Genomic DNA, 24,547 nt, shown 5'->3' on the forward strand with positions numbered 1-24,547 from the left:
TTGTCCCCTTGTCCTGTCCTAATGCTGACGGCGAGTGATGAAATCTGCCAGGGCCAACAGCGGCTCTGCCCGCGATCCATAGGGGCGCAACGTTTCCTTGGCCGATTGAATCAGCTCCTCGGCTTTTTGCCGGGAGGCCTCTAGGCCCAACAAGCTGGGATAGGTGGCTTTGGCGGCAGCTTGATCCTTGCCTGCCGTTTTGCCCAGTTGCTCGCTGGTGGCGGTGATGTCCAAAATGTCGTCCACAATCTGAAAGGCCAAGCCAATATCGCGGGCGTAGCGGCTCAGGCGGTCCAGCAGCTCCTCATCTCCCCCCGCCAGGATCCCTCCCGAAACCACCGAGACCTCCAGCAGAGCGCCGGTCTTGTGGCTGTGAATGTACTCCAAAGTTTCCAGGGAAATGGCCTTGCCCTCCGACTCCAGATCCACCACCTGTCCCCCCACCAAACCGGTTGCCGCCACAGCATGGCCAATGCGGGCAATCACCTGCAACACCAACTGCGGCGGTACCCCCTGAGTTTGGCTAGCAATGTGCTCAAAGGCAAAAGCCAGCAGAGCATCTCCCGCCAAGATGGCAATGTCTTCGCCGAACACCTTGTGGTTGGTGGGTTTGCCGCGGCGAAAGTCGTCATTGTCCATGGCCGGCAAGTCGTCATGGATGAGCGACATGGTGTGGATCATTTCCAGGGCACAGGCGGTAGGCAGAGCCTGCTCCACAGTGCCGCCGGCCAACTCGCAAGCAGCCAGACAGAGGATGGGCCTGAGGCGCTTCCCCCCTGCCAATAGGCTGTAGCGCATCGCCTCGTAAATGCGCTCCGGATAGGCGGGAACCAAAGCTGCAGAGAGAGCTTCTTCCACCTGTTGCTGACGCTGGCTCAGGTAGGCTTTCAGGTTAAAGGTTTGGGCAACCAAGCGGGGTTTCCTCTCAACTCGGCAATGGGGGGATCCTTGTCGAGCCGTTCTTCAACAGGCTGGCCAGGTGTCATTATCTCATGTCCACTTTAATGGGGATCCCAGCCCAGAGGCCAAAAGGACAAAAAGTGACGGCAAGTTGCAACCGATGAAGAAACCGCAGGGATCCTGAGCCGCCAACTTGCGGTTGCTGTCGCCACAATGTCAGGATTCATAAGGATCTTTAGCCGGATTGCCCTCCTATGTCCCACTCGCCTGTTCAGCTCAGCGCCCCCCCCTCCCCAGCCAGCGGTGCGGAGCACTTGCGTTTGCTGCGGGCGGCCCGAGGGGAAGTGCTGGATCGCCCTCCGGTCTGGATGATGCGCCAGGCGGGTCGCTACATGGCGGCCTACCGCGAGCTGCAAAGCAAGTACACCTTTAAGCAGCGCTGCGAGATCCCGGAGCTGGCCATCGAGATCTCGTTGCAACCGTTTCGGGCCTTTGCCCCTGATGGAGTGATCCTGTTCAGCGATATCCTCACCCCCCTTGAGGGCATGGGCATCCCCTTTGAGCTGGTGGAGCATCAGGGGCCGATCATCGACCCGCCGATTCGTTCCCAAGCCCAAATTGAGCGCATTCGCCTACTGGAACCGGAAGAAAGTCTGCCTTTCATCAAGACCATTCTCAGCACCCTGCGCCGCGAGGTGGAAGGAAAAGCGACGCTGCTGGGATTTGTCGGCTCCCCCTGGACTCTGGCCTGCTATGCCGTGGAAGGGCGCAGCTCCAAAGATTATGCCCACATCAAAAGCTTGGCCTTTACACAGCCGCAATTGCTGCATCAGTTGCTGAGCAAGCTGGCCGACAGCATTGCCCGCTACGTGATCTACCAGATCGAGTGCGGCGCCCAGGTGGTGCAGTTGTTCGATACTTGGGCCGGCCAGCTCAGCCCAGTCGATTACGAGTGTTGGGCCTTGCCCTACCAAAAGCAAATTGTGGATCAGGTGAAAGCTCGCTATCCGCAGGTGCCACTGATCCTCTACATCAACGGCAGCGCCGCTTTGCTGGAGCGGGTGGGCAAAGCCGGCATCGACGTGTTCAGCCTCGATTGGATGAGCGATATGGCAGAGGCCAGGGCCCGCCTGGGATCCCTGGCGGTGCAGGGCAATCTGGATCCAATGGTGTTGCTGGGATCGCCAGAGTTCATCCGGCAGCGCACCCTAGAAGTGATTCAAAAAGCCGGATCCCGTGGACACATCATGAACTTGGGCCATGGCATCCACCCAAGCACTCCAGAGGCCAATGTCCATTACTTTTTCGAGACGGTGCGCCAGTCGGCAGAGCTCCTAAAAGCCCTCTAGCCCAACAGGCAGTGGGAACCCCTCTTCCCTGAGGTGTTTTTGCTCAAGGGCTGTACAGCCATCCCTAGGGATCCCCGGTGTACATCAGCGTCATCATTCCCACCTACAACCGCCGTCCCATTTTGGAGCAGTGTCTGCGGGCCTTGGCGCAGCAACAGCCCGGCCCCTACGAGGGCTACGAGGTGGTGGTGGTGGACGATGGCTCCACCGATGGCACAGTGGAATGGCTGCAGAACAACCCCGTTGGCTTGCCCCAGTGGAAACTGTTGCAGCAGGAGCACCGCGGCCCCGCCGCTGCCCGCAACTTGGGGTTTCGCCACGCCCAGGGATCCCTCATCGTCTTTATCGACAGCGACCTGGTGGTGGTGGATCACTTCTTGGCCAGCCACGCCCAGATGCTGCGACGACACGGCGTCACAGGGGATCCCCGCTCCCCCCACGAGGCCAAGGTCTTCACCTACGGGCGGGTGATCAACACCAGCAATTTTCAGGATCCCCGCTCCGAACCCTTCAAGCCCACCGATTTTTCGGCAGCCTTTTTCGCCACCGGCAACGTGGCCATTGCCCGCCATTGGTTGGAGCTGGCCTGCGAAACCCCCGCCGGCCCCTTTGACGAGCGGTTTCACCTCTACGGCTGGGAAGACCTGGAGCTGGGGGTGCGGCTAAAACGTTTGGGCCTGCGCCTGGTCAAGTGCCCCCAGGCCACCGGCTACCACTGGCATCCACCCTTTGAGCTGCAGCAGATCCCAGGATTGATTGAGCGGGAACGGCAGCGGGGCCGCATGGGTATTCTCTTTTACCAAAAACACCCCACCTGGGCCGTGCGCCTGATGATCCAACTGACGCCCCTGCACCAATTCCTGTGGGGCCTTTTATCCCTGGGGGGCTGGCTGAACGAGAAGCGGGTGGAACCGCTGCTGCGCTGGTTGATCCGGCATGGCCGCTCGCAGTTGGCCTTGGAGCTGTGCCGGATTTTTTTCCTCAACTGGTACAACGTGCAGGCCGTTTACGAAAGCTACAGAGCGATGAAGGCGCGAAATAAGGGGATCCACTCGGCTTGAGCTGCCACCAGGGCGGGGTAAGTGAGTCGGCCATAATCCTTGCCGGGAATGAGAGGCTGGCCGGGATCCGGATCGGCACAGCTCAGGGGTTCCCAAACGGCGCCGGCCCCCTTGACAATGGCCCACACTGCCGCCACATCCCAGATCTTGGGCGAGCGTTCTACCGCCCCCAAAAGGCTGCCACCGGCCACCGCCAGCAGGTTGTAGGCAGCGCCCCCCAACATCCGCGCTTTGCAAGGGAATTGCGGGCTAATCCAATGGCTGCTGCGGGAACAGAAATTAAACAATTGGTTGGGGCCGGGTGAGGCGGTGCTAGGACGGATTGGCTGGGGACAGGCGGGATCCCGGTCGTGGCGGGTGAGAAAAGCTCCTGCTGCTGCATCCCCAGGAAACCGAGGCCAATAGCCGTAAAAAGTCTGGCGGATGGGCGGCAGATGGACACAGCCAAACACCGGCACGCCCCAATGCAGCAAAGCCAAGGAGCTGCCCCAAATGGGGATCCCACGGGCAAAATTGGTGGTGCCATCCAAAGGATCCACTACCCAACACCACTCCTTCTCGGGAAAAATGTGGTTGGATTCCTCGCTCAGATAACCGTGATCGGGGTAGGCAGCGGCAATGGCCCCTTGAAAAGCGCGATCCGCCCACTGGTCAGAAGAGGTTACCAAGCTGCCGTCGGCTTTTAAGGACTCCGTCCCGCTGGCGCGAACCGTAGGGTGGGCCTGGCCAAAGTCTGCCAAGAGCTGGGATCCCACGCTGGCCGTAGCCTGCAAGGCAAACTCGGTAACCTCCAGCCAGAAAGGGGATAGAGCAGCAGTTGCAGAAGGAGCACTCATGCCCCAATCCTAGCGGGATCCCTGGCTTTTGGGGTGGAAAAGGGGTCGCAATGGCAGCGGATCCCTCACAAGCAGGTTCTAGGCCCATAAGCTGAATAGAATCAAATCATAGGTAAACTCCCCAGCTGGCCACCCTCCTCCATGAACCAGCGCCTGATTGGACAACTGATTGGCAACCGCTACCGGCTGACCCGCCACATCAGCGAGGGTGGCTACGGCAATGTGTTCGAGGCGGTGGATACCCAGCTCAATGACGAGCTGGTGGCCGTCAAGTTGTTGCGCCCGCCGCCCCCGGACATGGGCCCAGAGTACTACCAGCAACTGCAGCAACGCTTCATGGATGAGGCCAGGGTCAGCGCTCTATTGGGCGAGCACCCCAACATCGTGCAGGTGCGCTCTTACGGCCTGTACCAAAACCAGCCCTATCTGGTGATGGAGTACCTGAATGCCAAACCCTACAGCGGCCAGGGGTTGGACTATGTGCTGGCTCGGGAAGGCCCCTTGCACCCAGAGCGAGTGGTGAACTTGGCTCTGCAAATTTGCTCTGCCCTGCACCACGCCCACAACTTTCAGATGGATCTGGGCAAGCACTCCATTCGCGGCGTCATCCACCGCGACATTAAACCCAGCAACATCTTTGTGCAGAAAGGGCACGATGGGAAAGAGCGGGTCAAGATCCTGGACTTTGGCATTTCCAAGCTCATGGGGGAGACCTCTCGTGGCCTGACGCAGACGGGCTATTTTTTGGGCACGATGGTCTATGCCTCGCCCGAGCAAATGCGCGGAGAAAAGCTGGATGGCCGCTCCGACATCTATTCCCTGGGGGTGGTGCTGTACGAGCTGTTAACTGGTGCGTTGCCCTTCGAGCCGGATACCGACACCTTGCAAGGCTGGTACCACGTCCACAACTTTCAAAAGCCCCGCCCCTTCCAAGACCACAAGCTAGCCCACCCCATCCCTGCTGCTCTGGAGAGGGTCATCCTCCAGTGCCTAGAGAAAGACCCTGCCCTCCGCCCAGCCAACATGGAAGTGCTCGGCCAGCAGCTACAGGCTGTCTATGGAAACAAGGTTGCCCCTCCTGCCCCGTTCGTCCCCTCAAGTTCATCTCCTGCATCTCCAGGTGTTCGCCCCCCGCGGATCCCGACCGGATTTGGCCAGCCGACTTCCCAACAGCCGATGGGTCGAGCCGCCGCAGACGAGGAAGAAAAGCTACAACGGGCGGTAAGGCTGATCGAGGCAGGCGAGTACAAGATGGCCGTCCATCTGCTCAATGAGCTGATCCAGAGCGCCCCCAACGAAGCCCGCTACTATCTCTACCGCGGTCTGGCCCACCAACGGCAGGGACATTGGGGCCTTGCCCAGATGGATTATCAAGGGGTGCTGCGGCTGGAGCCGGGTAACCCTTCAGCGGAACAGGGGCTGCGCGAGGCGGAACAGAAGGTTGGGCAGGAACATGTCAACAGCAAGTCCGGCTCTCATCTGTTGGATGCACCCCTGAATGCACCCCGCCTGGGCAAAGGGTCGGCGTTGAGTTGGCTCTTGGCCAATTTGGGGGCGGCTGGGATCGGCTACCTGGGGTTGGGGGCATTGGCTCCTCTGCTGGCGGCTTTGGGATCACTACAAGAAGCGGTGGCTGGAGCCGGCCTTGGCTTGCTGATGGGGCTGCTGCAGTGGGCGGTGTTGCGGCGGCAGGTTTCGGTGGGATGGGTGGCTGCAACTTTGCTGGCCACGGCTTTGGGCTGGGCGGCGGCGGATTTCCTCGCTCCCCAGGTGGGGGTAGCAACCTCTGCTTTTAACCCGACGGATCCCTGGCTCCAAAATGTCTTGCAGGCAATGGGAGATGCGCTGCGCGGTTTGCTGGTGGGGGTCGGCGTCGGTGGGCTGCAATGGGCCTTGTGGTCTCAGCGCTGGAAAGGTAGACGGGCTTGGCTCTTGGCGGCAGTTGCCGAAGGGGCAGGATCGGCTCTGTTGATGGGTTGGCTGCTGGACAATACTACCTTGAACAGTTGGCTGCTGCTGATCGTGGGGCTACTGGCCAACACGCGCCCCCTCAGCGCAATGGTGCTTTTGAATTTGCGCCGGATCCCTACTGTTCAAAATCAACAACAAGCCTCTTAGGCCCCAGGGATCCCGTTCCGAAAAACAACCGCAGTTCGACAGTCCCTTTGACTCTCTCTAGGAAAGAGGGGAGCCAGGAATTGAAATAGATCATCATGGTACTGGATCCACCTGGCTATGGGCAATTTGGCTTGGGATCCCGTAAAGCAATGGCAATTCAACTGCAACATTCAAGCAACAAAAAGGCCCCCTTTCGAGGGCTCTTTTGAGGATACTGTTGCGCCGTTTTACCGTGGTTTTCGACCTGGAAAATCCAGTGTAGGATACCGGGGATGATTGTTGATAGTTTCCAAATCTAAGTTTGGCTTACTGCTCTCACATCCACTTCCCATCCTAATTGTCGAAGGGTATAGATCGCAAAAACATAACGGCAGTCACCAACGCCGCAGAATCCTTTTCCAATCATACCCCATTTTTGGGATGTGCCTGTCAAGTGCTCATAAGGGCTAGGATGAAAGATAGCTTGACTTGTTGCCGGCCATGCTCGGTTCCTGGTTAGACAACATCTATGGCGCTTGGTTTCTGCCGGAGCGCACTTTTCGGGCACTGCGGGAACAGCCCGTTCTCTGGCAAGCCTTTGGGGTGGTGGGGCTGCTTAACGTCCTAGAGGCGATTCGCCGCTCTGGGGCAAGCCTGCCGAGCATGGTGCTGGCAGTACTGATGGGATCCCTGGGCTGGGTGAGTTTGGCGGCTTTGCTGCAGTTGCTGGCCTTCTGTTTAGGTCGGGCTGCCCCTTCCTTTTCGGCGCTGCTGTGCTTGACGGGGTTTGCCGGCTTGCCGTGGCTGCTGCTGGGGCCTGCTCAATCGTTGGGTGGGGTACTGGGATCCCTGCTGGGCCTTGCAGCGCTGCTGTGGTTTGTGGTTTGGCAGGTGCGGGCGGTAGCTGTAGCGCTGGATTTGGAGTGGTGGCGCCTGGTGGGCCTGATCCCATTGGCTTTCCTAGGGGGGATCCTGTCCCTGAGCTGGCTGACCAGCGGCGTCGTTGCTCTGGCTTCCTTGCGCTAAAGCTTATAGTTGTTTCAGGTTAGGGTGAGACGCCTGGGCTACCAAGAAAAGCCTTCTGGTTCTGCGTATTGTTGCTCCGCAACGCTATTGCTATGCCTACGGCACCCTGACGGGAACCGCAACGCTATTGCTCCGCAACGCTGACACGACGACGCGAAGACGCGACTAACGTTCTAGGTGTGGGTGCAGCGTCCTGGTTGGAATTGAAATGATTGTAATTCTCGTTGAATCCCGGCGTGTGGCCAGGGATGCTTCCCTGGAATTAGCGGGGCACTCGCTGCAGATGCGGCTTTTCCTCCGGCAGAATAGCGCCCTCTACGGGGCAGACCTGTAAACAGATGCCACAGTCAATGCAGGTGGAAAACTCAATCCAAAAGTAGTCGGTGCCTTTGGCATTTTTGGTATCGCCGGGGTGGATGCAGGCGACGGGGCAAGCCTCTACACAGTCGGCCACACCTTCACAGATATCGGTGACAATTGTATGCGGCATGGATCCCTCCCAATGATTGCTCTAAGTCAAATTCTAAGTGCAGTTGCCACAAGGTCAGCCTTGACGTCGCCTGCGCTTCCTATGCTGTTGACTTTTTGATTAGAATGCGCGATATTTGCCCGAAGCTGCCTGAAAAAGATGGGACTTATATCTCAGTTCTAGGGTTCATTTTAGGCCAAAATTGCTCCCCAACGAAGAATTTTCCGGATTGTCGCTTTTTCTGACTTTGTCTGGGGCCTCTCAGCACAGCGCCAACATGTGGGAGGTCAGAGACAGTCGGCAAACCGGCTCCCGCCGCCTCGAGAGTTCTCTCTTGCCAAAAATGCCAAGGGACATACTCTGCTTTGGCCTAAGTTTTAACCGAAAGGTAGGATGATTTGCCACAAAACCAAAGGCTAAATCTCTCTGGGATCCCGCTCTTGAGACTGCCACCAACGGCTGAGGGGCCAATACAAAGCGGGTGCCCAGAGGCTACTTAAAATAGCAGACGTGAGGGCATTGCGTTGATGGTTCCACCAGATGCTCTCCAGAGAACGGGGGCCATCGCCACCAATGTTGCCGAAAAACCGAAGGGAGTTCTCCAATCCATCCAGCAAGGTTTGCGTTCCTGCTGGATCCAGGTCATCGGATCCCTGCGAGGCCACGAGCCACATCCATTGCAGTGCCATCAAGGTTTCGGCGATCACCACCATACCAAAAACGATCAAGGCCACCGAGATAAAGTCTTCTTGCATGTAGCGTTGTTTTTGCAACTTGGCGGTGAGGATCCCAACTACAGCCAGCCCCAGCGCATGGGTAGGACAAGGGCTGGTCAGCGCATCTTGCAGAAAACCCAGGGTGACCCCGGCAACAGCCCCCTGCCAAGCTTTGCGCCGCACACTCCAGCACACCACCCAGATCAAGGGCCAATCTGGGGTTAAGCCTGCTAGCTCCAAGCCCGGCCCGCGCCACCAAGGGGCCACTGCTGCCAGCAATCCTGATAGGGCAGTCACCACCCAGTTGAGGTGAGACTTGAGCTTAAGAATCAGAGGGTTGAGCATAGCGGTAGATCAAGGCCCATTCCAAGAGGCCCAGCGGCGCCGACAGTTCGACAGTGGCTTGGGGGGCAGGGCTGGCATCCAAGTTGACCGCTCGAACCGTTCCCACCACCACCCCGGCTGGGTAAAAGCTGCTCAGGCCCGAGGTCACCACCACATCCCCCACCTCTACTTTGGGAGCCTTGTCGAAAAAATCCAAAATGGCGCTCTGGGTGCCCGTACCCCTCAGGATGCCCATGTGTCGGCTGCGACTCAGCATTACCCCGACACGGCTGGTGGGATCGCTGATCAGGAGCACTCGGCTGGTGTTGGGCGTGACCGACTCAACTCGCCCGATCAACCCGCCCGGCGCCATGACTACATCTCCCACCCTGACTCCATGCCGGCTGCCGCGGCTGAGGGTGAGCTGTTGCCACCAGTGATCGGCGCTGCGACCCACCACTGCTGCCGGGATCCCCGCTTGGGGCATCTGCTCGGTAAATTGCAGCAGCCGCTTCAGCTCGCGGTTTTGGTACTGCAACTCGGCTACCAGGGCTTGCAGCTCACGGTTGGCGGCCTGGCTGAGCACCGCGGCGGGATCCACAGGTGGACGGGCCGGGGCGGTGATCCAACTGTACAGCTCCACCAACAGGGATCCCTGGGTTTGGCGCAGGCCCAGCGCTACCCCCATCGCCAAAGCAGACAGGAGCAACCCCAGGCTATGGCGCCTCCACCATTGGCGTAGCCGATTCAAGCAATACCTCTCCGACCCACTCGACTCACACCTCAAATCAGGAAATCAGGGAGAGGGAGAAGCGCCTCTAGCCCTTGAAGCTGCCGCTCAACACTCGACCCAAGGTTTTGAAATCCTCCAGAACTCGCCCTGTACCCAGCACCACACAACTGAGGGGATCCGGAGCAATGTGAACCAAGATCCCGGTTTCATGGCTGATCAGGGCATCCAGACCCTTGAGCAAGGCTCCTCCGCCGGCCAGCATGATGCCGCGGTCGATAATGTCGGCAGCCAATTCCGGTGGAGTGCGCTCCAGGGTGCGCTTAATGGCTTCCACAATCACCGAGAGGGGCTCGGCCATGCTCTCGCGGATTTCGGTGCTTTTCACCGTAACGGTACGGGGTAAACCGGAGAGCAGGTGTAACCCGCGCACCTCCATGGTCAGTTCCTCTTGAATCGGGTAGGCAGAACCGATCTGAATCTTGATCTCTTCGGCAGTGCGCTCCCCGATGGTGAGGTTGTGGACTTTTTTCATGTACTGGGCGATGGCCTCGCTCAGTTCATCTCCCGCTACCCGCACCGACTCGCTCAGCACGATCCCCTGCAAGCTAAGGACGGCTACCTCAGTGGTGCCGCCGCCAATGTCGATGATCATGTTCCCGGTGGGCTCTTGCACCGGCAGCCCGGCCCCAATGGCTGCTGCCACCGGCTCATCCACCAAATACACCTCCCGCGACCCGGCCTGGAGAGCGGCTTCCATCACAGCCCGTCGCTCCACCCCAGTCACGCCGCTGGGGATCCCAATCACAATGCGCGGAGCAATGAGGTACCGGCCCTCGTGTACGCGGTGGATGAAGTGTTTTAGCATCATCTCCGCCGTGTCGAAGTCGGCAATCACCCCATCTCGCAGAGGACGCACCGCCACGATGTTGCCTGGGGTACGGCCCAACATTTTTTTGGCATCTTCCCCCACAGCCAGGGGTTGCTTGGTGTTTTGGTCGATGGCAACCACAGAGGGCTCTTGCAGGACAATGCCTCGCCCGGCCACGTAGACCAGCGTGTTGGCAGTGCCCAAATCAATGCCCATATCACGGGAAAATCGGCTGAAGAACCCCACGGTAAGTCGCTCCAGTCTTGACTTGGGAAGAAGCAGCAAGCTTTGGTACCTACTATAGTCTAGTTCTGCTAGAGAATCTCCCCCGAAGATCGGGAATCTGCTCCAGAGAAACCGGCTGTAGCTGTATCCCAGCCAACTGTGGAAGATCGAATTCGCCGCTAAGGTGCAATCCTGTTGTGATTCGGGATCCCATATGCCTAAGGTTGCCATTGCTCCAGCCGGATATCCGGCCATCGCCCCCTATTCTCCCGGCGTGAAGGTGGGCAATACCCTCTACATCTCGGGCACATTGGCCCTAGATCCGGAGGGCAAGACGGTGGGATCCGACATCGCCACCCAAACTCGCGTGGTGTTGGATCTGATTAAAAGCGTCGTTACAGAAGCAGGAGGAACGATGGAGGACATCGTCTTCTGCAGCGTTTTCTTGACCGACTACGCCAACTATGCGGGCATGAACGCCGTATACAAAGAGTATTTTCCGGGGGTATTACCGGCTCGATTTGTGGTGAAAGCAGACTTGGTACGTCCTGATCTGCTGGTGGAAATTGCTGCCGTGGCCCACATTGGGGCTTGAGGATTTGAGTCTATTTGGAGATTTTCAATGCCGACTCCTATTGTGATCCCCAGTCGCCCGGATCCGGTTACCTTTCAGTTGGAAGAAACCGCCTTGATCGTGGTGGACATGCAAAATGCCTACGCCAGCAGGGGCGGGTATGTGGACCTTTTGGGTAGTGATCTCGGCGAAGCGCCGGCGGTCATTCAGGTTATCGCCCGTGTGCTGGAAGCGGTTCGCCCTTTACAAATGCCGATCATCTTTACTCAAAATGGCTGGGATCCCCAACTTGAGGAGGCAGGTGGTCCCGGCTCCCCCAATTGGTACAAATCCAACGCCCTGAAGTTGATGCGCCAACGGCCCGAGTTGTCAGGAAAATTATTGATTAAGGGCACGTGGGACTATGATTTTGTTGAGGCATTAAGACCTCTCCCTGGAGAAATCGTTCTCCAGAAAACTCGCTACAGTGCTTTCGCCGGAACTCATTTTGATATGCTGCTGCGGCAGCTGCGGATTCGCAATCTCGTGTTTACAGGCATTGCCACCAATGTCTGTGTGGAATCCACCATCCGAGAAGCTTTTCACCGCGAATATTTCTGTTTGCTGCTATCTGATTCCACCCTGCAGGTGGGGCCGCCCCTGCTCAAGGAGGCCGCCTTAGCCAATATTGAGAAGTTTTTTGGCTGGGTTTGTAGCAGCGATGAGTTTCTCCAGGCTTTGCAAGCTGCTGTGCCGACACGGGTTGGTGCAAAGACTGCATAAGGGGGTTCTTCGACGTGGAGCATTGAGGAACTAAGATAAAGCAACTCGGTCTTTTGGCGGTTGCGATGCAGCTCTCCGGCGCCTTGGTCAGCGTGGCTACCCCAGACTTGCCCCGTCTGCAGCGCTTCTATCGGGCTCTCTTGGGGATCCCTCCCCAAGTCCAGCTTCCAACAGAGGGGGATCCGGTGTACGTGGAGTTTCGTCTGCCGGGGTTGCGGCTGGGCCTTTATCGCAGCCGTCATCTCGATTGTGGTGCCCAAACCGAAGCGGTGAGCCTCTGCCTACAGGTACAGGATTTACAGGGATCCCTGACAACACTGGAGGGGTTGGCGGAAGCTTATCAGATCTCCATTTCCCCTCTGCGACAAGCCTTTCACGGACAGGAGGTGGATTTTCGGGATCCCGATGGCAACCGGATTGTACTGCACCAGCCTTCTGCTGCTTTTGGGGAAGCGACAGCCTGGGATCCCCAGGGTTAGATCCGCCAAAGGTAGATGGTGTAGGTGTTGATGACATCCGATACGGTGGTGGTGGCGGTGGGGGGCCAATCCCCCATGTCGAAGGAGTGGGTGACCAGACGAGCGCCGGGCCGAAGCTGGGAGCGCAACTTGTCTCGGATCAGCAGGTGGGAGCTGGGCAGCAAATAACAACTCACCACCGTCGCCGGGGTTAAGTCCAGAGTGAGCAGATCCTGCTGGAGAAAGGTGACTCGATCCTGAACTTGGGCTTCTTGGGCCCGCTGTTGGGCTTCCAGGATGCGCTCCGGGTCGATATCCACCCCCACGCCCCGCGTGCCAAAGCGCTGTGCCGCCCGGATGAGAATGCGGCCATCCCCACAGCCCAAGTCGTAGAGAGTATCCTCGCTCCCCACCTGGGCCAAATCCAGCATGGCATCGACAACCAAGGGCAAGGTGCGCACATAGGGGGCCAAGCGGATTCCCTCTGGACTTTGCAGGTTGGGCTGGCATTGGAAGAAGGGATCCCTGCCCACCGAGTTCTGACCGAGCTTAGGCTTGAAACCGCGGGGTGCCAAGGGTCGATCCCGAGAAGAGCGGTTTTTTCTATTCATCAAATACTCTCGTCCATGTTTCCATCAGTCTATCAATCTGTTGCGGTACAGAGCCCTCGCTGTTCTACAGGGTGGAAAGCCACCGCCAGTTGCGTCGGTTCCAGCATCTCGAAAAATATTCTGATTCAACAACTTAAAAAATATCTTGATTCAACAACTTGGCCAGACGTTCCAGCCCCTTTTTGACTTGGCGGGAAACGGTAACGGCGCTGATCCCCAGCCGCTCTGCCGTTTCTTTTTGGGTGAGGTCGTAGAAGAAGACAAATTCCAAAATCTTGCGGGTGCGTTCCTCCAGCTTGGCCAAGGCATGCTGTAGGCGAATGCGGTCTTCTTCGGCCAGTTGAAAACTGCGGTAGCGCTGATCCGGAACGACCTCCCCCAAAGCGACGCTGTCTTCCTCGGTTTGAATCGGGGCATCCAGGCTGAGCAAAAGGCTGTTTTGTTGAGCCAGTTCCAGCTCTCGCCATTCCTGCTCCGTCAGTTGTAGGGCTTCTCTCACCTCGGCCTCAGAGGGAGAACGGCCCAACTCTTGCCGCAGACGGGCAATCACCTTCTTGGCTTGTCGTTGCAGAGTTGTCCAGCGGCGTGGGATCCGCATGGTGGGGCTCTTGTCTCGCAGGTAATGTTGAATTTCTCCGCGAATGTAGGGCATGGCAAAGGAGCTGAAAGCCAGCCCACGGGTAATATCAAACCGTTCGATGGCCTGAATCAAACCCAAGCAGCCAACTTGCACCAGGTCGTCGTACCCCTCATTGCATTGGTTGCGCCAGTGGTGGGCCTCTTTGCGCACCAAGCCCAAGTTCATTTCCACCAGCCGGTTGCGCAGGGCTGGATCGCGATTCTGGTGGTACAGCCGCAACAGTTCGGCAGTTCGGGCTTTAACATCCTCACTAGATGCCATAGATCCACATGCGGCTGGGAATCCGGTCTTGGCCAAAGGCAATGGAGGGGGGGCCGCCGGTCGCCTCAGGGAGACGGAGTTCTTGGGAGAGGTCAGGCGAGGGGCCGTTATCATAGACAACCACTTTACCGATTTGCCGAAAATAACTGTAGAACCAGCACTCAAGGAACTCGAAAACCATTCAAAGGTTGAGGATCCCACCCATAACCAACACCTATCCAGTCAAGAGACGCTTTTACCCAGCCAGACCCTGCGCAAGCAGGTGCTACAGGGCTACAGGGATGGCGTTAGAAGCACAACCGGACACTGTTGAGATTTGCCAAGAGCTGGAACGTTCTTAGTTTGACCAGGTTTCTTGACCCAAGCAACAGCATCTCCACGGAAAATCGGCGGGTTTCATCGGCAAAAGAGCGCAATTTTCCCGTAAGACCCAACGAAATTGCCGGATTTCTGTTGTTGGCGTGCTCTCGTGGTTATTGGTGATTGGGTCAGGTTGGCGGTGAAACAGCCTGTGCATTCCAGCCTCTCCTCTCCTTCTGGGAGGTGAGAACGTCAAGAGGCTGTTCGTGACAGCGGCGGGGGGTTCTTGGGGGGATCCGTGCCGGCAAGGGCTGCCAAAAAGGATGCAAAACTCGGCTCCTCGCGAATGAGGTCGAAATAGGGCTCAGAGGAGAGCAAGGGGCGGTAGCGTTCCGGCTCCAGGCGTAGGGCTTGCTCCAAAGCTTGTAGGGCCTGAGGCACTTGGCCTTCCCAGGCGTAGCAGCAGGCTTTGGCGTAGTGAGCCTCGGCATTGTCGGGATCCATCTGCAGGGCCCGATCAAAACTCTGGATGGCCAGCTCGTAGAGGTTCAAGTCCATCAGAACCAGGCCGCGCTGCACCCAGATCTGAGGGCGTTTGGGATCTTGCGCCAGGGCACGGTCGTAGCTGTTGAGGGCCTCCATCGGGTTGCCGAGGCGGTGGTGGGCAAGGGCGTGGCCGGCCCAGAGAGAGACGGATTCGGATCCCAGTTGCAGGGCTCGTTCGTAGCTGGCCAGAGCATCGGCGTAGCGCTCTAGGTGAAACAGAGCCAGCCCCCGACTCTGCCAAACTTGGGCATCGACGGGGTTGATGGCGAGGGCTTTCTCGTAGCTGATTAGGGATCCCTGCCACCGTCCCAGAGAGGCTAAGGTTAGCCCGTGCAGGTACCACGTTTCCGGGCTGTCGGGACTGAGGGCAAGGGCCCGTTCGTAGGCACGTAGGGCTTCTTCGTAGCGGCCCAATTGCCGCAGCGTGTTGGCCTGGTTAAAGCGGGCCTCAAAAAAATCCGGCTTCAGTTGCAGAGCCCGCTCATAGCTGGCCAGAGCTTCCTGATGGCGACCGAGATCGTCCAGCAGAGAACCACGGTTGTTCCAGGCTTCGGGGAAATCCGGCTTCAGCTCCAGGGCGCGGTCGTAGCTGGCGAGGGCAGCTTGGGCTTGCCCCAGGTGGTCGAGGGTGGTGGCGCGGTTGTACCAGGCAATGGGATCCTGCGGCTGATCTCCCACCGCCTGCTCGAAGGGCTGTAGTTGAGCCGCCTGTTCCGCCGAAAGAGCCGATGGGTCAACCGCCGGGACGGGCGAAACGGTTGTCGATTCTGGGGAAGCAGCACGCTTCTGCCGCCGCAGCCACCAGGCCCAACCCCCGGCCAAAAGCAACAGGCTCGCCCCCAGCACCAGCACGCCCACGTCGGTCGGGGCAATCACAAACGGCATGACCCACTTCCTGATACATTTACGCTGAACACTGCTGAACATCACTGTTCAACTATGCAGCGATAGCATTCTGTTTGTTTCCAACCAGAATGGCGGTATCCCGCAAAGCTTTGAGTAGAATACCCAAAGCGCAGTTTCCGTGTCGTCTTACTACCAATTTTCTGCTTTGCTTTGGCTACCATGTTGGCAGACTCGAAAGTAAACAGAAAGATCAACTGGTAGTAATCCGTACTGAACATATTATACATTATTTTCAGTATAGTTGAGCTTATTATTGACTAGAGTCATGCTCTTTTCTGCGCGCCTCTACATCATCACCAAAAACGGCAGGGGATCGCTGGGCCCTGCCGGCGAGATCAGCTCAATGCGCTTTTCGCCAGGGTAGGTGCTGGGATCGATCTCGAAGGTAACCGTCAGGTGCTCGGCACTGGCCTGCACCGGTTCCTTAGAGCGTCCCAAGGGATCCCCAAAGCTGACTCGGATCCCTTTACCCGCCGGGCTGACCCGGATCTCCGTCACCTGATCCAGATGGGATCCCTCTAGGGTACAGACGATTACATCCCCGACAAAGGCCTCCAGAGGCCAGCCCCGCCGCACCACCGGTTTGGACATGGTTGTCGCTCCCACAGGCTTCTGCATCTCAGTTTAATTTTTCATTTTCCCCTCCCTGCTCCAGCCCAAAACGGCTTTGGTGGCAGAGAGGCTCTCCCCCCTTGGGCCGGATCTCCTGCCACCCCTGTAGAGAAGAGGGAGTTGGGGAAAGGGCAACGGCAGGCGCTCGCAGCAACACCTGGCGGTCTGGGCCCACGCTCACCAAGCGGGGCATCTCTCCAAGGCTATCGGCCACCGCAAACAGCACCCGCTCTCGCGCCTGGGGATCCCAGCCCAGCAGCTCAGCATACCCCAGCGCCGGCGGCGGATCCCAGATTTGCACCGGTGGGATCCCTGTCGAGCCAGTGGGCAAAGGCCAGACCACCGCCCGATCCCAGCTCAAATCGGTTTGGAACCAGCCTTCGTACTCCCGCGCCAGCAAAGTGTTCCCCTGCCAGGCCAAAGGCAGGATCATGGCAAAATCCAATGGCTCGGCAGGGTCGTACACAGACGCCGAGGCTTGATAAACGACTTGCAGGGCTTGAGTACGGGTGTTCTCGGCAAACAACACACTGGTCAACCGACCAGCCTCGGGTGTAGCCACCAAATCCAGCCGTGTGTACACCTGCCACTGGGGATCTGGCGCCGGCAGGGGATCGCTGCGCAACAGGCCAACCACCGTGCATTGCCGTTGCCGGGCTTGCTCCTGCAACCCATACACCCAATCCCAAGGGATAGAAACAGCAGAAGAAGAACTCCGTTGCACCGACAGAGCGGCGTCCTGTTCGCGACAGCAGTGGGGAGAAGGGATCCTGCCGGAGGAAGACACTGCCGGATTCGCCAGCAACAGAGCCCAGCTCATCCCAACTGCCGCAAGCCCCCACTGCCCCTTTCGCCTGACCCAACCCGTCATCCTGCCCTCCGGTACGCGACCACGGCTGTAAGGCTTGAGACAAGGCTTTTGCAAACCCTCTAGCCTCCTTCTGCCAACCGCACCTGCACCGACTGGCCATGGGCAGGCAACCCCTCCGCCTGGGCGAGGGCCTGAATTGCGCTGGCCACCTCCCGCAAAGCCGCTGAGCCGTATTGAATCAGACTGGAATGCTTTAGGAAAGTTTCTACCCCCAGAGCCGAGGCGTAGCGGGCTGAGCCTGCCGTAGGCAGGGTATGGTTGGGGCCGGCCAGGTAATCTCCCACCGCCTCTGGGGTATGGTGGCCCAAGAAAATGGCCCCCGCATGGCGAATGGGATCCAACAAAGCCCAGGGATCTGCCACCTGCAATTCCAAATGTTCTGGCGCAAACAGGTTGGACAAAGCCACCGCCGCCGTCAGATCCGGCACCACCGCAATCAGCCCGTAATTCACCACCGACTTTTCCACCATCAGACGGTTGGGATGGGCCTCCATCTGGGTGGCCACCGCCTGCTGCACCTGCTGGGCCAGCTTGAGATCGGTGGTCAGAAGGATGGCCGCCGCCAGGGGATCATGCTCGGCTTGGGCCAGCAAATCGGCAGCCACATAAAGGGGGTTGGCGCTCTCGTCGGCGATGATCAACACCTCCGATGGCCCGGCCAGCGAGTCGATCCCCACCGTGCCGTACACCAGCTTTTTGGCCAAAGTTACGTAGATGTTGCCGGGGCCGGTGATCACGTCCACCTTGGGGATGGTCTCGGTGCCGTAGGCCAAAGCCCCTATTGCCTGAGCCCCTCCAACGCGATAGATGGTGTGGATGCCTACTTCTTGGGCGGCCACCAAAATGGCCGGGCTAATCCCCTTGCCCCCCGAGCCGTCGGATCCCGGTGGCGTCACCATCACAATCTCGGGCACCCCCGCCACCTGGGCCGGGATGGCGTTCATCAACACCGTGCTGGGGTAGGCGGCCCGCCCCCCCGGAATGTATAGGCCGGCGCGATCCACAGGGCGGTATTGCTTGCCCAAAACGATCTCAGGGCCGGGAAAGCTTACCCAACTGCTGGGCACCCGCTGCCGGTGAAAAGCCTCAATGCGCTGCTTGGCCAGCCGTAAGGCTGAAAGCAATTGCGGAGACACCGCCTGGTAAGCCGCCTCCAGCTCGGCCCCAGACACCTTCAGTTCGGCAACGCTCAGCTCCACCTGGTCAAACTCAGCCGTATAGGCCAGCAGGGCACGATCCCCCTGACGGCGTACCGCTTGCAGGATCTCCCGCACGGTTGCTTCACGGTGCAGGTTCTGGTCAGCCTGAGTGCGCTCCGAGATCCGTCTAAGCTCGGCTTCAGCCTCGGCTAGCTGGGTGACGATTCTCAGCATGGCAACTCCTTCGCATAGCGCGCCGTAACCCCATAGTAACGAGGGATCCGGCGGCATCGCGGTAGCAAATGCAGATCTTCGGCTGCACCGGTTTCGGCGACAAGAGGAAACATCTCCAAGCAGGGATCCCGTCTGCACCTGGCGCGATCCGGGTTGATCATGGTCATAGCTTAGCCTGGATTTTCCTCGACCAAGCGCCGATAGCCCTACTCAGGAAAAAGACTGGCCCCTTTTCATAGGCGCAGTTCTGACGATTTGATCAAGTTGCGAAAATCGTGGATCACCTCCTCACAGCGACGGAAAAAAGCCAGCACCCAATCCCGTAGCACCCTTTGCTGAGATTCGTCCAGTTCCTTGAGGGATCCCCGGTAGTGGATCTGGCCGCTGCGCTCGATCTCGAACTGGTTCAGCCATTCTGCTTGGGATCCCTGGCGTTCCACCACTTCCTGCCGTGCTGCCTTCCAATAGTTGACGATCACTGCCTTGCCCAAATAGCCGGTTGTAATCTGGCAGAGACGGTTCAGAGATTGCACGAAGACATCCATCTCCATGCGCGGGCCCGCCGCAGGAGCGGAACTGGGCTGGGTAGCGTTCCGGCCTGCCTCCGCCTGGCTGGTAAATAGACGAAAGGTGGCCAAGCCCTTTGGCGTATCCTGCTGCAGCTCGGCTCGCAGGCGGTTCACGGCCAAGGTGTAAACCGGCATCACCAGCTCGTCATTCACCGCCACCAGCAGCGCCCATTCCGGCCCAAGGGGGTAAACGAAAACCCGCTGCTCGGCAAACTGAAAGTCAAAATAGTCAAGTCCTGGGGGCATGGTCTGCAAAACTTGAAACAGCCCTTCGGTGAGGGCCTGTTGCTGTCGGCTATCCAAATCCTGAAAAGAGCGGTAGAAAAAAGGGCGACCTGTCCGACTCAAGAGCGCCACCCCCATCACCCCGCGGATGGACAAAAAACTGTCGAGCGTTTCCTTCTCCATGCCCACTCAACTTGGGTAACACTCTTATCCTGACTTAGATTGCCCGAGGATGGACGAGCACAACCAACCGCAGTTGCGAGAGGTGGATGCTCGATTTTGGGATTTAGGAAATTCACTGGGACAAAAACGCCTCGATCCGTCCCACTGCCTCCTCCAGACGGGATCCCTCGACCACCAAAGCAAAGCGGACATAGCCTTCCCCACTGGGGCCAAAGCCAGAACCCGGAGACAGGGCAACCCCTGTGGCTCTCACCAAGTCCAGACAAAACTGGGCAGAAGAGCCGCGATAAAACTCCGGCAGAGGCGCCCACAGATACATGGTGGCTTCTGGCAAGGGCACAGGCCAACCGATGCGGTGTAGAGCCGCCACAGCTATATCCCGTCGCTCTCGGTACACCTGCCGCCAGCGCTGCAAAAAACTATCGGGAACTGCCAAAGCCGCTGCTGCCCCCCGCAGAATGCCCTGGTACTGATGGAAGTCGATGGTGGATTTCACCCATCGCAGGGCTCGGATCAGCTCTCGGCTGCCAATGGCGTAGGCCACCCGGAACCCTCCCATGTGATAGGACTTGGAGAGAGAAAAAAACTCGATGGTGCGGGTTTTATCGGGATCCGCCTGCAGCGCAGAAGGGGCCACCTGGCCGTCGAAGCGCCAGTCCACATAGGGAAAATCGTGGGCCAGAACGATGTCGTACTGCTGACAAAACTGCAGGGTTTCTTGCCAAAACTCCGGGGTGACGGTGGCAGTGGTGGGGTTGTGGGGGTAGTTCAACACCAGCAGCCGCGCCTGCCGGCAGATCGCTGCCGGGATCCGATCCCAGCGGGGCAAGAAGCGGTTTTCCGCCCGTAGGGGCAGGTAGTAGGGGATCCCGCCCGCCAGATGGATCCCGCCCGCATGAGAGGGATAGGCCGGATCGGCGACCAAGGCAACATCGCCAGGATTGAGCAAAGCCAGGGGCAAGAGGGCCGTCCCCTGCTGGGATCCGATCAACGGCAGCACCTCTGTTTCCGGATCGATCTCCAGGCCGAACTTCCCCATGTACCACTTGGCGCAGGCAGACCGAAAGTCCGCCGTGTCGTGAAACAGCGTGTAGCCATAGGTAGAGGGATCCGACAGAGCCGATTGAATGGCCGCCAAGGAGTCTGAAGGTGGGGGCAGATCGGAGGATCCCAGAGACAGATCGATCACATCCAGGCCAGAGCGACGAGCCTCTCGCTTGGCTCGATCCATTTGGTCAAACACATTGCCGCCGAGGGGCTGAAGTCGCTGGGCGAGGGGAATCGACATGCAACAACTCTTGCAAAGCAGGGGGGTCTATCCTAGCTTGAGGATCCCCTCAGGGATTGTCGTCAGCATTGGGGGAAGAAGGTGAGGTTGGACGCGTGCTGGCCGCCGGCCCCCGGTCGAAAATCTCGATGTGCCACTGTCCTTGGCCGTTGCTCTCAAAAGCGATAAACCGGCCATCGCCGCTGATGGTGGGGTTGCGCACATCTCCTGGCACCCGGCTGCTGATGTTTTCTATCCTGCGAGTTTCCCGGTCGTAGAGGAAGATCTCAGACTTGCCCAGAGCATTCGACACGTAGACGATGTAGCGGCCATCAGCGCTGATGTCGGGCGAGGTAGCCGCCACGTCGCTGGAGTTGAGGCCGGGCAGATCCACCAAGCGACGTTCCACCGTGTCGTAGAGAAAAATATCCTGGCTGCCGCTGCGGGCCGAGGAAAACACCAGGTAGCGACCATCTCCGTTGAAGGCAGGCTCCCCATCGGGGAAGATGCTGTTGAGGCCACTGTTGGTCAGGCTGGGACGCGGGGTGCGAAAACCTGCGGGGCTGCAGCCCAACAGCACCAAGCTCAATCCGGCCAGGCCCAGCTTTCCCGCCCATCGGGCCGGGCTGAATGGGATCCGGCCATCGGTCAGCATGGCATCGCTTCTCCAACCCACTTTTCCCATCATACCCAGTTGACAAACTTGGCTCTGGCTAGGTTTCCACCTTGACACCCTTCCAGAAGGCCACATAGCCGCGGATGTTGGCGGCAGCGGGTTTGGGATCCGGGTAGTACCAGGCGGCATCTTTGTTCTCCTGGCCGTTGACCACGAGGGTGTAGTAGCTGGCCTCCCCCTTCCAGGGGCAGGTGGTGTGGGTAGAGCTGGGCTGGAAGTATTCCCGGCGCAGAGATTCCGGCGGAAAATAGATGTTGCCTTCTACGGTTTCGTAGCGGTCTGTCTCCGCCACCACTACCCCATTCCAGATAGCCCTGGGCATGGAAAACCTCCTCTTGCCAAGTTTTGGATATCGGATTTTTGAGTTGCGGATCCCGGCGGCTGAGGCCGCCTTGCTTTGAGCTTAACTCTTCCCTTCCTCTTATGATCGTCTTGTATTGTCCCTTGTATTGTCCGATGAGAAGCTCTCTGTCCGGTGGGGAAGCCTGCCGATCCCGAGAGCAAAGTGGAGCATGACTCTAGTCAATAATAAGCTCAACTATACTGAAAATAATGTATAATATGTTCAGTACGGATTACTACCAGTTGATCTTTCTGTTTACTTTCGAGTCTGCCAACATGGTAACCAAAGCAAAGCAGAAAATTGGTAGTAAGAGGACACGGAAACTGCGCTTTGGGTATTCTACTCAAAGCTTTGCGGGATACCGCCATTCTGTTTGGACTCCGTCCCGCTAACGCGAATGGAAACAAACAGAATGCTATCGCTGCATAGTTGAACAGTGATGTTCAGCAGTGTTCAGCGTAAATGTATCAGTCTTTTAAGGGCTGCTTCCTACCGCTATTGAGCGCTACGGCTATGGCTCGCCGCAACACCCTACAAGATGACCTCAACTACCAACAAGCCAAGCGCAGCCTGCGCCAGTGGGTGGCCCAACTGGATCTGCGCCCCCAAGAGGTCGCGGGCTTAGAAGGGGAGTTGGAGAGCTTGCAAGCGCTCTTGGACAAGCTGGAAACCGAGGTCATCCACATCGCCGCCTTTGGTCTGGTGGGGCGAGGCAAGTCTTCCCTGCTCAATGCCCTGCTGGGCGAGCCAGTCTTTGAGACGGGGCCCACCCATGGCATCACCCGTACCCAGCAAGCGGCAACTTGGAACATCAGCTGGGAAACCCGCCCCCAGTCCTCCTTCTCTGGCACATCCCTGCAGGGATCCCGCCTCCCCCCTTCCTCGGTGCAGTCGGTACAGGTCGCCCATTGGCAGGGATCCCGTCTGGAGCTGATCGACACCCCCGGCCTGGATGAAGTAGACGGCGAAGAGCGGGCGCGGCTGGCCCGAGAAGTGGCCCAGCGAGCGGATTTGATCCTGTTTGTCGTCTGCGGGGATCTGACGCGGGTGGAGTTTGAGGCCCTGGCCACCCTGCGGGAGGCGGGCAAGCCTATGCTGCTAGTGTTCAACAAGATCGACCAGTACCCAGAGGCGGATCGCCAGGCCATTTACGACAAGATCCGCAACGAACGGGTGCGGCAGCTCCTTTCTCCCAACGAGATCGTCATGGTGGCGGCCTCCCCTCGCGTACCCCGCCTGGTGCAAAGGCCGGATGGGAGCTTTGCTGCCCAGATGGAAGTGGGATCCCCGCAGGTGGACGAGCTGCGCCAGAAAATCCTGGAAGTGCTGCATCGGGAGGGGCGCTCGCTGCTGGCGTTAAATGCCCTCTTGTTTGCCGATCGCGTTAACCAGCAGGTGATCGAGCGCAAGCTGCAAACCCGCGCCCAGCAAGCCCAAGATCTGATCGCCTCAGCCGCCCGCACCAAAGCGCTGGCGGTTGCCCTCAACCCCATCACCCTGCTCGATACCTTGGGAGGGCTGGCCATCGATGTCACCCTGATCCTGCGCCTGGCCCGCCTGTACGGCTGGCCCATGAGCACTGCAGGAGCCACACAACTGCTGCAGAAGATCATCCTCAGCATGCTCAGCCTGGGCGCCGGCGAGTGGGTGGCGCTGTTGGGCCTGGGATCCCTGAAAACCTTGCTGGGGGGATTCTCTCTGGGAGCCTACGGTTCCGTGGCCCTGACGCAGGCGGTGTTGGCCGGGTTTTCCTGCTATGCCATCGGCGAGTCCGCCCGCCGCTACCTGGCCCAGGGAGCCAGTTGGGGGCCAGAGGGGCCCAAAGCCGCCATAGCCCAGATTTTGGCCGATTTGGACGAAGCCTCGATTACCGCCCGCCTGCGAGAGGAAATCCGCCACAAAATCGGATTTGCTTTCCCCTGAACCTCTACAATCGCCTCTACCATCAGAGAGCCGAGCCGCATCGTTCGCATGACCTACTGCCTTGGCATCATCACCCGCTTTGGCTTGGTGATGGCGGCAGATTCCCGCACCAACGCCGGGGTGGACTACGTCTCCACCTACCAAAAGCTGTTCGATTTTTCCGTGCCCGAAGAGCGGGTGATCTTGATCTGCACCTCCGGCAACCTGTCCATCACCCAGGGCGTTTTGACCGAAGTGCAGCGGGATCTGCGCCAACAGGAAAGTTCCAATCTCCACACCTTCCCCCATCTCTACGACGTGGCCCGCTACCTGGGATCCAAAATTCGTTACATCCAGGAGCAAGACCGACCCTGGCTGGAAAAGGACGGTATCGACGCCCAGTGCAGCCTGTTGTTGGGGGGACAGATCCGAGGCGAGGAGCCGGCCCTCTTTTTGATCTACAGCCAGGGCAACTGCATCCAGGCCACCCCGGAAACCCCTTTTTTGCAGGTGGGGGAAACCAAATACGGCAAGCCAATCTTGGATCGCACCCTCTCCTACGAAACCTCGCTAGCAGATGCGGCCAAATGCGCTCTCCTCTCCATCGACTCCACCATGAAATCCAACATCTCCGTCGGCCCCCCCATCGATTTGGTGATGGTGCAAGCGGATCAGTTCAAGGTCACCCACCGTCTGCGCCTGCGCACCGGGGATCCCTACCTGGCCAAGATGCGCAAACTGTGGGAGAGCGCCCTCAAACAAGCCTTCGACCAAATGCCCCCCATCGAGTGGGACTACTCGGATCCAGCTGATCGGGAAGAGCTGCTCGACTGAGAAGAGGAGATTGGTAGGATAGGGGTTAAT

The 24,547-nt window shown here is 58.7% G+C and carries 27 protein-coding genes, 1 other RNA gene and 2 pseudogenes; 10 read left to right on the plus strand and 20 right to left on the minus strand.

Annotated features, from left to right (window positions below; translation table 11 throughout):
• Nucleotides 1–18 precede the first annotated feature (18 nt).
• Nucleotides 19–912, minus strand: a complete 894-nt coding sequence (gene crtE / locus ACVWVQ_RS01010) for a geranylgeranyl diphosphate synthase CrtE (protein WP_414350897.1) — start codon at nt 910–912, stop codon at nt 19–21.
• Between the two features lie 242 nt (nt 913–1,154).
• Here crtE and hemE point away from each other — a divergent pair, with 242 nt between their 5' ends.
• Complete coding sequence (hemE, locus tag ACVWVQ_RS01015; RefSeq protein WP_457506403.1) at nt 1,155–2,249, plus strand: uroporphyrinogen decarboxylase; 1,095 nt, start codon at nt 1,155–1,157, stop codon at nt 2,247–2,249.
• 77 nt (nt 2,250–2,326) lie between these two features.
• On the plus strand, nt 2,327–3,310 hold the full coding sequence (locus ACVWVQ_RS01020; RefSeq protein ID WP_011433457.1) for a glycosyltransferase family 2 protein: 984 nt from the start codon (nt 2,327–2,329) through the stop codon (nt 3,308–3,310).
• On the opposite strand, the gene ACVWVQ_RS01025 is transcribed toward ACVWVQ_RS01020, so the two are convergent.
• Nucleotides 3,265–4,146, minus strand: coding sequence for an inositol monophosphatase family protein (locus ACVWVQ_RS01025; protein ID WP_011433458.1), 882 nt, complete (start codon nt 4,144–4,146; stop codon nt 3,265–3,267). The two genes, ACVWVQ_RS01020 and ACVWVQ_RS01025, sit on opposite strands and share 46 nt — an antisense overlap.
• 141 nt (nt 4,147–4,287) lie before the next feature.
• Between ACVWVQ_RS01025 and ACVWVQ_RS01030 the strand changes: the two genes are divergently transcribed.
• Nucleotides 4,288–6,264 (plus strand): protein kinase domain-containing protein, encoded by a 1,977-nt coding sequence (locus tag ACVWVQ_RS01030; protein ID WP_457506405.1) that lies wholly within the window; start codon nt 4,288–4,290, stop codon nt 6,262–6,264.
• A 207-nt stretch (nt 6,265–6,471) separates the two neighbouring features.
• Here the strand turns inward: ACVWVQ_RS01030 and ssrS are convergent.
• A non-coding RNA gene (gene ssrS / locus ACVWVQ_RS01035) (6S RNA) lies at nt 6,472–6,659 on the minus strand.
• Between the two features lie 85 nt (nt 6,660–6,744).
• Here ssrS and ACVWVQ_RS01040 point away from each other — a divergent pair.
• Nucleotides 6,745–7,269, plus strand: coding sequence for a YIP1 family protein (locus ACVWVQ_RS01040; RefSeq protein WP_414356283.1), 525 nt, complete (start codon nt 6,745–6,747; stop codon nt 7,267–7,269).
• A gap of 262 nt (nt 7,270–7,531) precedes the next feature.
• Here ACVWVQ_RS01040 and ACVWVQ_RS01045 read toward each other — a convergent pair whose 3' ends face one another.
• The 4 genes from ACVWVQ_RS01045 to ACVWVQ_RS01060 form a co-directional block, all read right to left on the minus strand.
• Nucleotides 7,532–7,759 (minus strand): indolepyruvate ferredoxin oxidoreductase subunit alpha, encoded by a 228-nt coding sequence (locus tag ACVWVQ_RS01045; protein ID WP_011434056.1) that lies wholly within the window; start codon nt 7,757–7,759, stop codon nt 7,532–7,534.
• Nucleotides 7,760–8,154: 395 nt separating this feature from the next.
• Entirely contained in the window at nt 8,155–8,799 is a 645-nt protein-coding gene (gene mreD / locus ACVWVQ_RS01050; RefSeq protein ID WP_011434054.1) for a rod shape-determining protein MreD, read from the minus strand.
• Nucleotides 8,777–9,529, minus strand: coding sequence for a rod shape-determining protein MreC (gene mreC / locus ACVWVQ_RS01055; protein ID WP_457506407.1), 753 nt, complete (start codon nt 9,527–9,529; stop codon nt 8,777–8,779). The genes mreD and mreC overlap by 23 nt, the downstream gene beginning before the upstream one ends.
• A 67-nt stretch (nt 9,530–9,596) precedes the next feature.
• On the minus strand, nt 9,597–10,625 hold the full coding sequence (locus tag ACVWVQ_RS01060; protein WP_414356309.1) for a rod shape-determining protein: 1,029 nt from the start codon (nt 10,623–10,625) through the stop codon (nt 9,597–9,599).
• A 193-nt stretch (nt 10,626–10,818) separates the two neighbouring features.
• On the opposite strand from ACVWVQ_RS01060, the gene ACVWVQ_RS01065 reads away from it, so the two are divergent.
• The 3 genes from ACVWVQ_RS01065 to ACVWVQ_RS01075 are packed head-to-tail and all read left to right on the plus strand — an operon-like array spanning nt 10,819 to nt 12,419.
• Nucleotides 10,819–11,199: a Rid family hydrolase gene (locus ACVWVQ_RS01065; RefSeq protein ID WP_414356286.1), complete on the plus strand. Its 381-nt coding sequence runs from the start codon at nt 10,819–10,821 to the stop codon at nt 11,197–11,199.
• A gap of 27 nt (nt 11,200–11,226) precedes the next feature.
• Nucleotides 11,227–11,940: an isochorismatase family protein gene (locus tag ACVWVQ_RS01070; RefSeq protein WP_457506410.1), complete on the plus strand. Its 714-nt coding sequence runs from the start codon at nt 11,227–11,229 to the stop codon at nt 11,938–11,940.
• 53 nt (nt 11,941–11,993) lie between these two features.
• The gene (locus tag ACVWVQ_RS01075) at nt 11,994–12,419 is read left to right on the plus strand and encodes a VOC family protein (protein ID WP_414408175.1); all 426 of its coding nucleotides are present in this window, start codon (nt 11,994–11,996) and stop codon (nt 12,417–12,419) included.
• Here ACVWVQ_RS01075 and ACVWVQ_RS01080 read toward each other — a convergent pair.
• The 13 genes and pseudogenes from ACVWVQ_RS01080 to ACVWVQ_RS01140 form a co-directional block, all read right to left on the minus strand.
• Complete coding sequence (locus ACVWVQ_RS01080; RefSeq protein WP_457506412.1) at nt 12,416–13,009, minus strand: SAM-dependent methyltransferase; 594 nt, start codon at nt 13,007–13,009, stop codon at nt 12,416–12,418. The two genes, ACVWVQ_RS01075 and ACVWVQ_RS01080, sit on opposite strands and share 4 nt — an antisense overlap.
• 133 nt (nt 13,010–13,142) lie before the next feature.
• On the minus strand, nt 13,143–13,910 hold the full coding sequence (locus ACVWVQ_RS01085; protein WP_457506414.1) for an RNA polymerase sigma factor SigF: 768 nt from the start codon (nt 13,908–13,910) through the stop codon (nt 13,143–13,145).
• Nucleotides 13,900–14,091 (minus strand): hypothetical protein, encoded by a 192-nt coding sequence (locus ACVWVQ_RS01090; protein ID WP_457506416.1) that lies wholly within the window; start codon nt 14,089–14,091, stop codon nt 13,900–13,902. The genes ACVWVQ_RS01085 and ACVWVQ_RS01090 overlap by 11 nt, the downstream gene beginning before the upstream one ends.
• Before the next feature lie 371 nt (nt 14,092–14,462).
• A complete protein-coding gene (locus tag ACVWVQ_RS01095; RefSeq protein ID WP_457506417.1) occupies nt 14,463–15,641 on the minus strand; it encodes a tetratricopeptide repeat protein in 1,179 nt (392 codons plus the stop codon).
• A 52-nt stretch (nt 15,642–15,693) separates the two neighbouring features.
• Nucleotides 15,694–15,877: pseudogene (locus ACVWVQ_RS01100) on the minus strand (hypothetical protein); the annotation flags it as partial.
• Between the two features lie 70 nt (nt 15,878–15,947).
• The gene (locus tag ACVWVQ_RS01105; RefSeq protein WP_414413414.1) at nt 15,948–16,253 is read right to left on the minus strand and encodes a hypothetical protein; all 306 of its coding nucleotides are present in this window, start codon (nt 16,251–16,253) and stop codon (nt 15,948–15,950) included.
• Between the two features lie 28 nt (nt 16,254–16,281).
• Nucleotides 16,282–17,094, minus strand: a complete 813-nt coding sequence (locus ACVWVQ_RS01110) for a hypothetical protein (protein ID WP_457506419.1) — start codon at nt 17,092–17,094, stop codon at nt 16,282–16,284.
• Nucleotides 17,095–17,204: 110 nt separating this feature from the next.
• Nucleotides 17,205–18,518, minus strand: coding sequence for a histidinol dehydrogenase (gene hisD / locus ACVWVQ_RS01115; protein WP_457506421.1), 1,314 nt, complete (start codon nt 18,516–18,518; stop codon nt 17,205–17,207).
• Nucleotides 18,512–18,685, minus strand: a complete 174-nt coding sequence (locus ACVWVQ_RS01120; RefSeq protein ID WP_457506423.1) for a hypothetical protein — start codon at nt 18,683–18,685, stop codon at nt 18,512–18,514. The genes hisD and ACVWVQ_RS01120 overlap by 7 nt, the downstream gene beginning before the upstream one ends.
• A gap of 66 nt (nt 18,686–18,751) precedes the next feature.
• Entirely contained in the window at nt 18,752–19,495 is a 744-nt protein-coding gene (locus ACVWVQ_RS01125) for a hypothetical protein (protein ID WP_457506425.1), read from the minus strand.
• A 112-nt stretch (nt 19,496–19,607) separates the two neighbouring features.
• The gene (locus tag ACVWVQ_RS01130) at nt 19,608–20,783 is read right to left on the minus strand and encodes an LL-diaminopimelate aminotransferase (RefSeq protein WP_457506427.1); all 1,176 of its coding nucleotides are present in this window, start codon (nt 20,781–20,783) and stop codon (nt 19,608–19,610) included.
• A 49-nt stretch (nt 20,784–20,832) separates the two neighbouring features.
• Nucleotides 20,833–21,417, minus strand: a complete 585-nt coding sequence (locus ACVWVQ_RS01135) for a TolB family protein (RefSeq protein ID WP_457506429.1) — start codon at nt 21,415–21,417, stop codon at nt 20,833–20,835.
• Between the two features lie 58 nt (nt 21,418–21,475).
• Nucleotides 21,476–21,760, minus strand: a complete 285-nt coding sequence (locus ACVWVQ_RS01140; protein ID WP_457441517.1) for a DUF427 domain-containing protein — start codon at nt 21,758–21,760, stop codon at nt 21,476–21,478.
• 242 nt (nt 21,761–22,002) lie between these two features.
• Here ACVWVQ_RS01140 and ACVWVQ_RS01145 point away from each other — a divergent pair.
• The 3 genes and pseudogenes from ACVWVQ_RS01145 to ACVWVQ_RS01155 form a co-directional block, all read left to right on the plus strand.
• Nucleotides 22,003–22,210: pseudogene (locus tag ACVWVQ_RS01145) on the plus strand (hypothetical protein); the annotation flags it as partial.
• Between the two features lie 84 nt (nt 22,211–22,294).
• A complete protein-coding gene (locus ACVWVQ_RS01150; protein ID WP_457506484.1) occupies nt 22,295–23,704 on the plus strand; it encodes a DUF697 domain-containing protein in 1,410 nt (469 codons plus the stop codon).
• Between the two features lie 48 nt (nt 23,705–23,752).
• On the plus strand, nt 23,753–24,517 hold the full coding sequence (locus ACVWVQ_RS01155) for a proteasome-type protease (protein ID WP_011431739.1): 765 nt from the start codon (nt 23,753–23,755) through the stop codon (nt 24,515–24,517).
• Nucleotides 24,518–24,547 lie beyond the last annotated feature (30 nt).

It is taken from the genome of Thermostichus sp. MS-CIW-36 (assembly GCF_054059035.1).

Excerpts from the sequence above, each read along its gene's own strand:
- hemE (WP_457506403.1), top strand. The coding sequence starts at position 1,155 with ATGTCCCACTCGCCTGTTCAGCTCAGCGCCCCCCCCTCCCCAGCCAGC.
- ACVWVQ_RS01025 (WP_011433458.1), bottom strand. The coding sequence starts at position 4,146 with ATGAGTGCTCCTTCTGCAACTGCTGCTCTATCCCCTTTCTGGCTGGAG.
- ACVWVQ_RS01030 (WP_457506405.1), top strand. The coding sequence starts at position 4,288 with ATGAACCAGCGCCTGATTGGACAACTGATTGGCAACCGCTACCGGCTG.
- ACVWVQ_RS01040 (WP_414356283.1), top strand. The coding sequence starts at position 6,745 with ATGCTCGGTTCCTGGTTAGACAACATCTATGGCGCTTGGTTTCTGCCG.
- ACVWVQ_RS01045 (WP_011434056.1), bottom strand. The coding sequence starts at position 7,759 with ATGCCGCATACAATTGTCACCGATATCTGTGAAGGTGTGGCCGACTGT.
- mreD (WP_011434054.1), bottom strand. The coding sequence starts at position 8,799 with ATGCTCAACCCTCTGATTCTTAAGCTCAAGTCTCACCTCAACTGGGTG.
- ACVWVQ_RS01065 (WP_414356286.1), top strand. The coding sequence starts at position 10,819 with ATGCCTAAGGTTGCCATTGCTCCAGCCGGATATCCGGCCATCGCCCCC.
- ACVWVQ_RS01070 (WP_457506410.1), top strand. The coding sequence starts at position 11,227 with ATGCCGACTCCTATTGTGATCCCCAGTCGCCCGGATCCGGTTACCTTT.
- ACVWVQ_RS01080 (WP_457506412.1), bottom strand. The coding sequence starts at position 13,009 with ATGAATAGAAAAAACCGCTCTTCTCGGGATCGACCCTTGGCACCCCGC.
- ACVWVQ_RS01085 (WP_457506414.1), bottom strand. The coding sequence starts at position 13,910 with ATGGCATCTAGTGAGGATGTTAAAGCCCGAACTGCCGAACTGTTGCGG.
- ACVWVQ_RS01090 (WP_457506416.1), bottom strand. The coding sequence starts at position 14,091 with ATGGTTTTCGAGTTCCTTGAGTGCTGGTTCTACAGTTATTTTCGGCAA.
- ACVWVQ_RS01095 (WP_457506417.1), bottom strand. The coding sequence starts at position 15,641 with ATGCCGTTTGTGATTGCCCCGACCGACGTGGGCGTGCTGGTGCTGGGG.
- ACVWVQ_RS01105 (WP_414413414.1), bottom strand. The coding sequence starts at position 16,253 with ATGTCCAAACCGGTGGTGCGGCGGGGCTGGCCTCTGGAGGCCTTTGTC.
- ACVWVQ_RS01110 (WP_457506419.1), bottom strand. The coding sequence starts at position 17,094 with ATGAGCTGGGCTCTGTTGCTGGCGAATCCGGCAGTGTCTTCCTCCGGC.
- hisD (WP_457506421.1), bottom strand. The coding sequence starts at position 18,518 with ATGCTGAGAATCGTCACCCAGCTAGCCGAGGCTGAAGCCGAGCTTAGA.
- ACVWVQ_RS01120 (WP_457506423.1), bottom strand. The coding sequence starts at position 18,685 with ATGACCATGATCAACCCGGATCGCGCCAGGTGCAGACGGGATCCCTGC.
- ACVWVQ_RS01125 (WP_457506425.1), bottom strand. The coding sequence starts at position 19,495 with ATGGAGAAGGAAACGCTCGACAGTTTTTTGTCCATCCGCGGGGTGATG.
- ACVWVQ_RS01130 (WP_457506427.1), bottom strand. The coding sequence starts at position 20,783 with ATGTCGATTCCCCTCGCCCAGCGACTTCAGCCCCTCGGCGGCAATGTG.
- ACVWVQ_RS01135 (WP_457506429.1), bottom strand. The coding sequence starts at position 21,417 with ATGCTGACCGATGGCCGGATCCCATTCAGCCCGGCCCGATGGGCGGGA.
- ACVWVQ_RS01140 (WP_457441517.1), bottom strand. The coding sequence starts at position 21,760 with ATGCCCAGGGCTATCTGGAATGGGGTAGTGGTGGCGGAGACAGACCGC.
- ACVWVQ_RS01150 (WP_457506484.1), top strand. The coding sequence starts at position 22,295 with ATGGCTCGCCGCAACACCCTACAAGATGACCTCAACTACCAACAAGCC.
- ACVWVQ_RS01155 (WP_011431739.1), top strand. The coding sequence starts at position 23,753 with ATGACCTACTGCCTTGGCATCATCACCCGCTTTGGCTTGGTGATGGCG.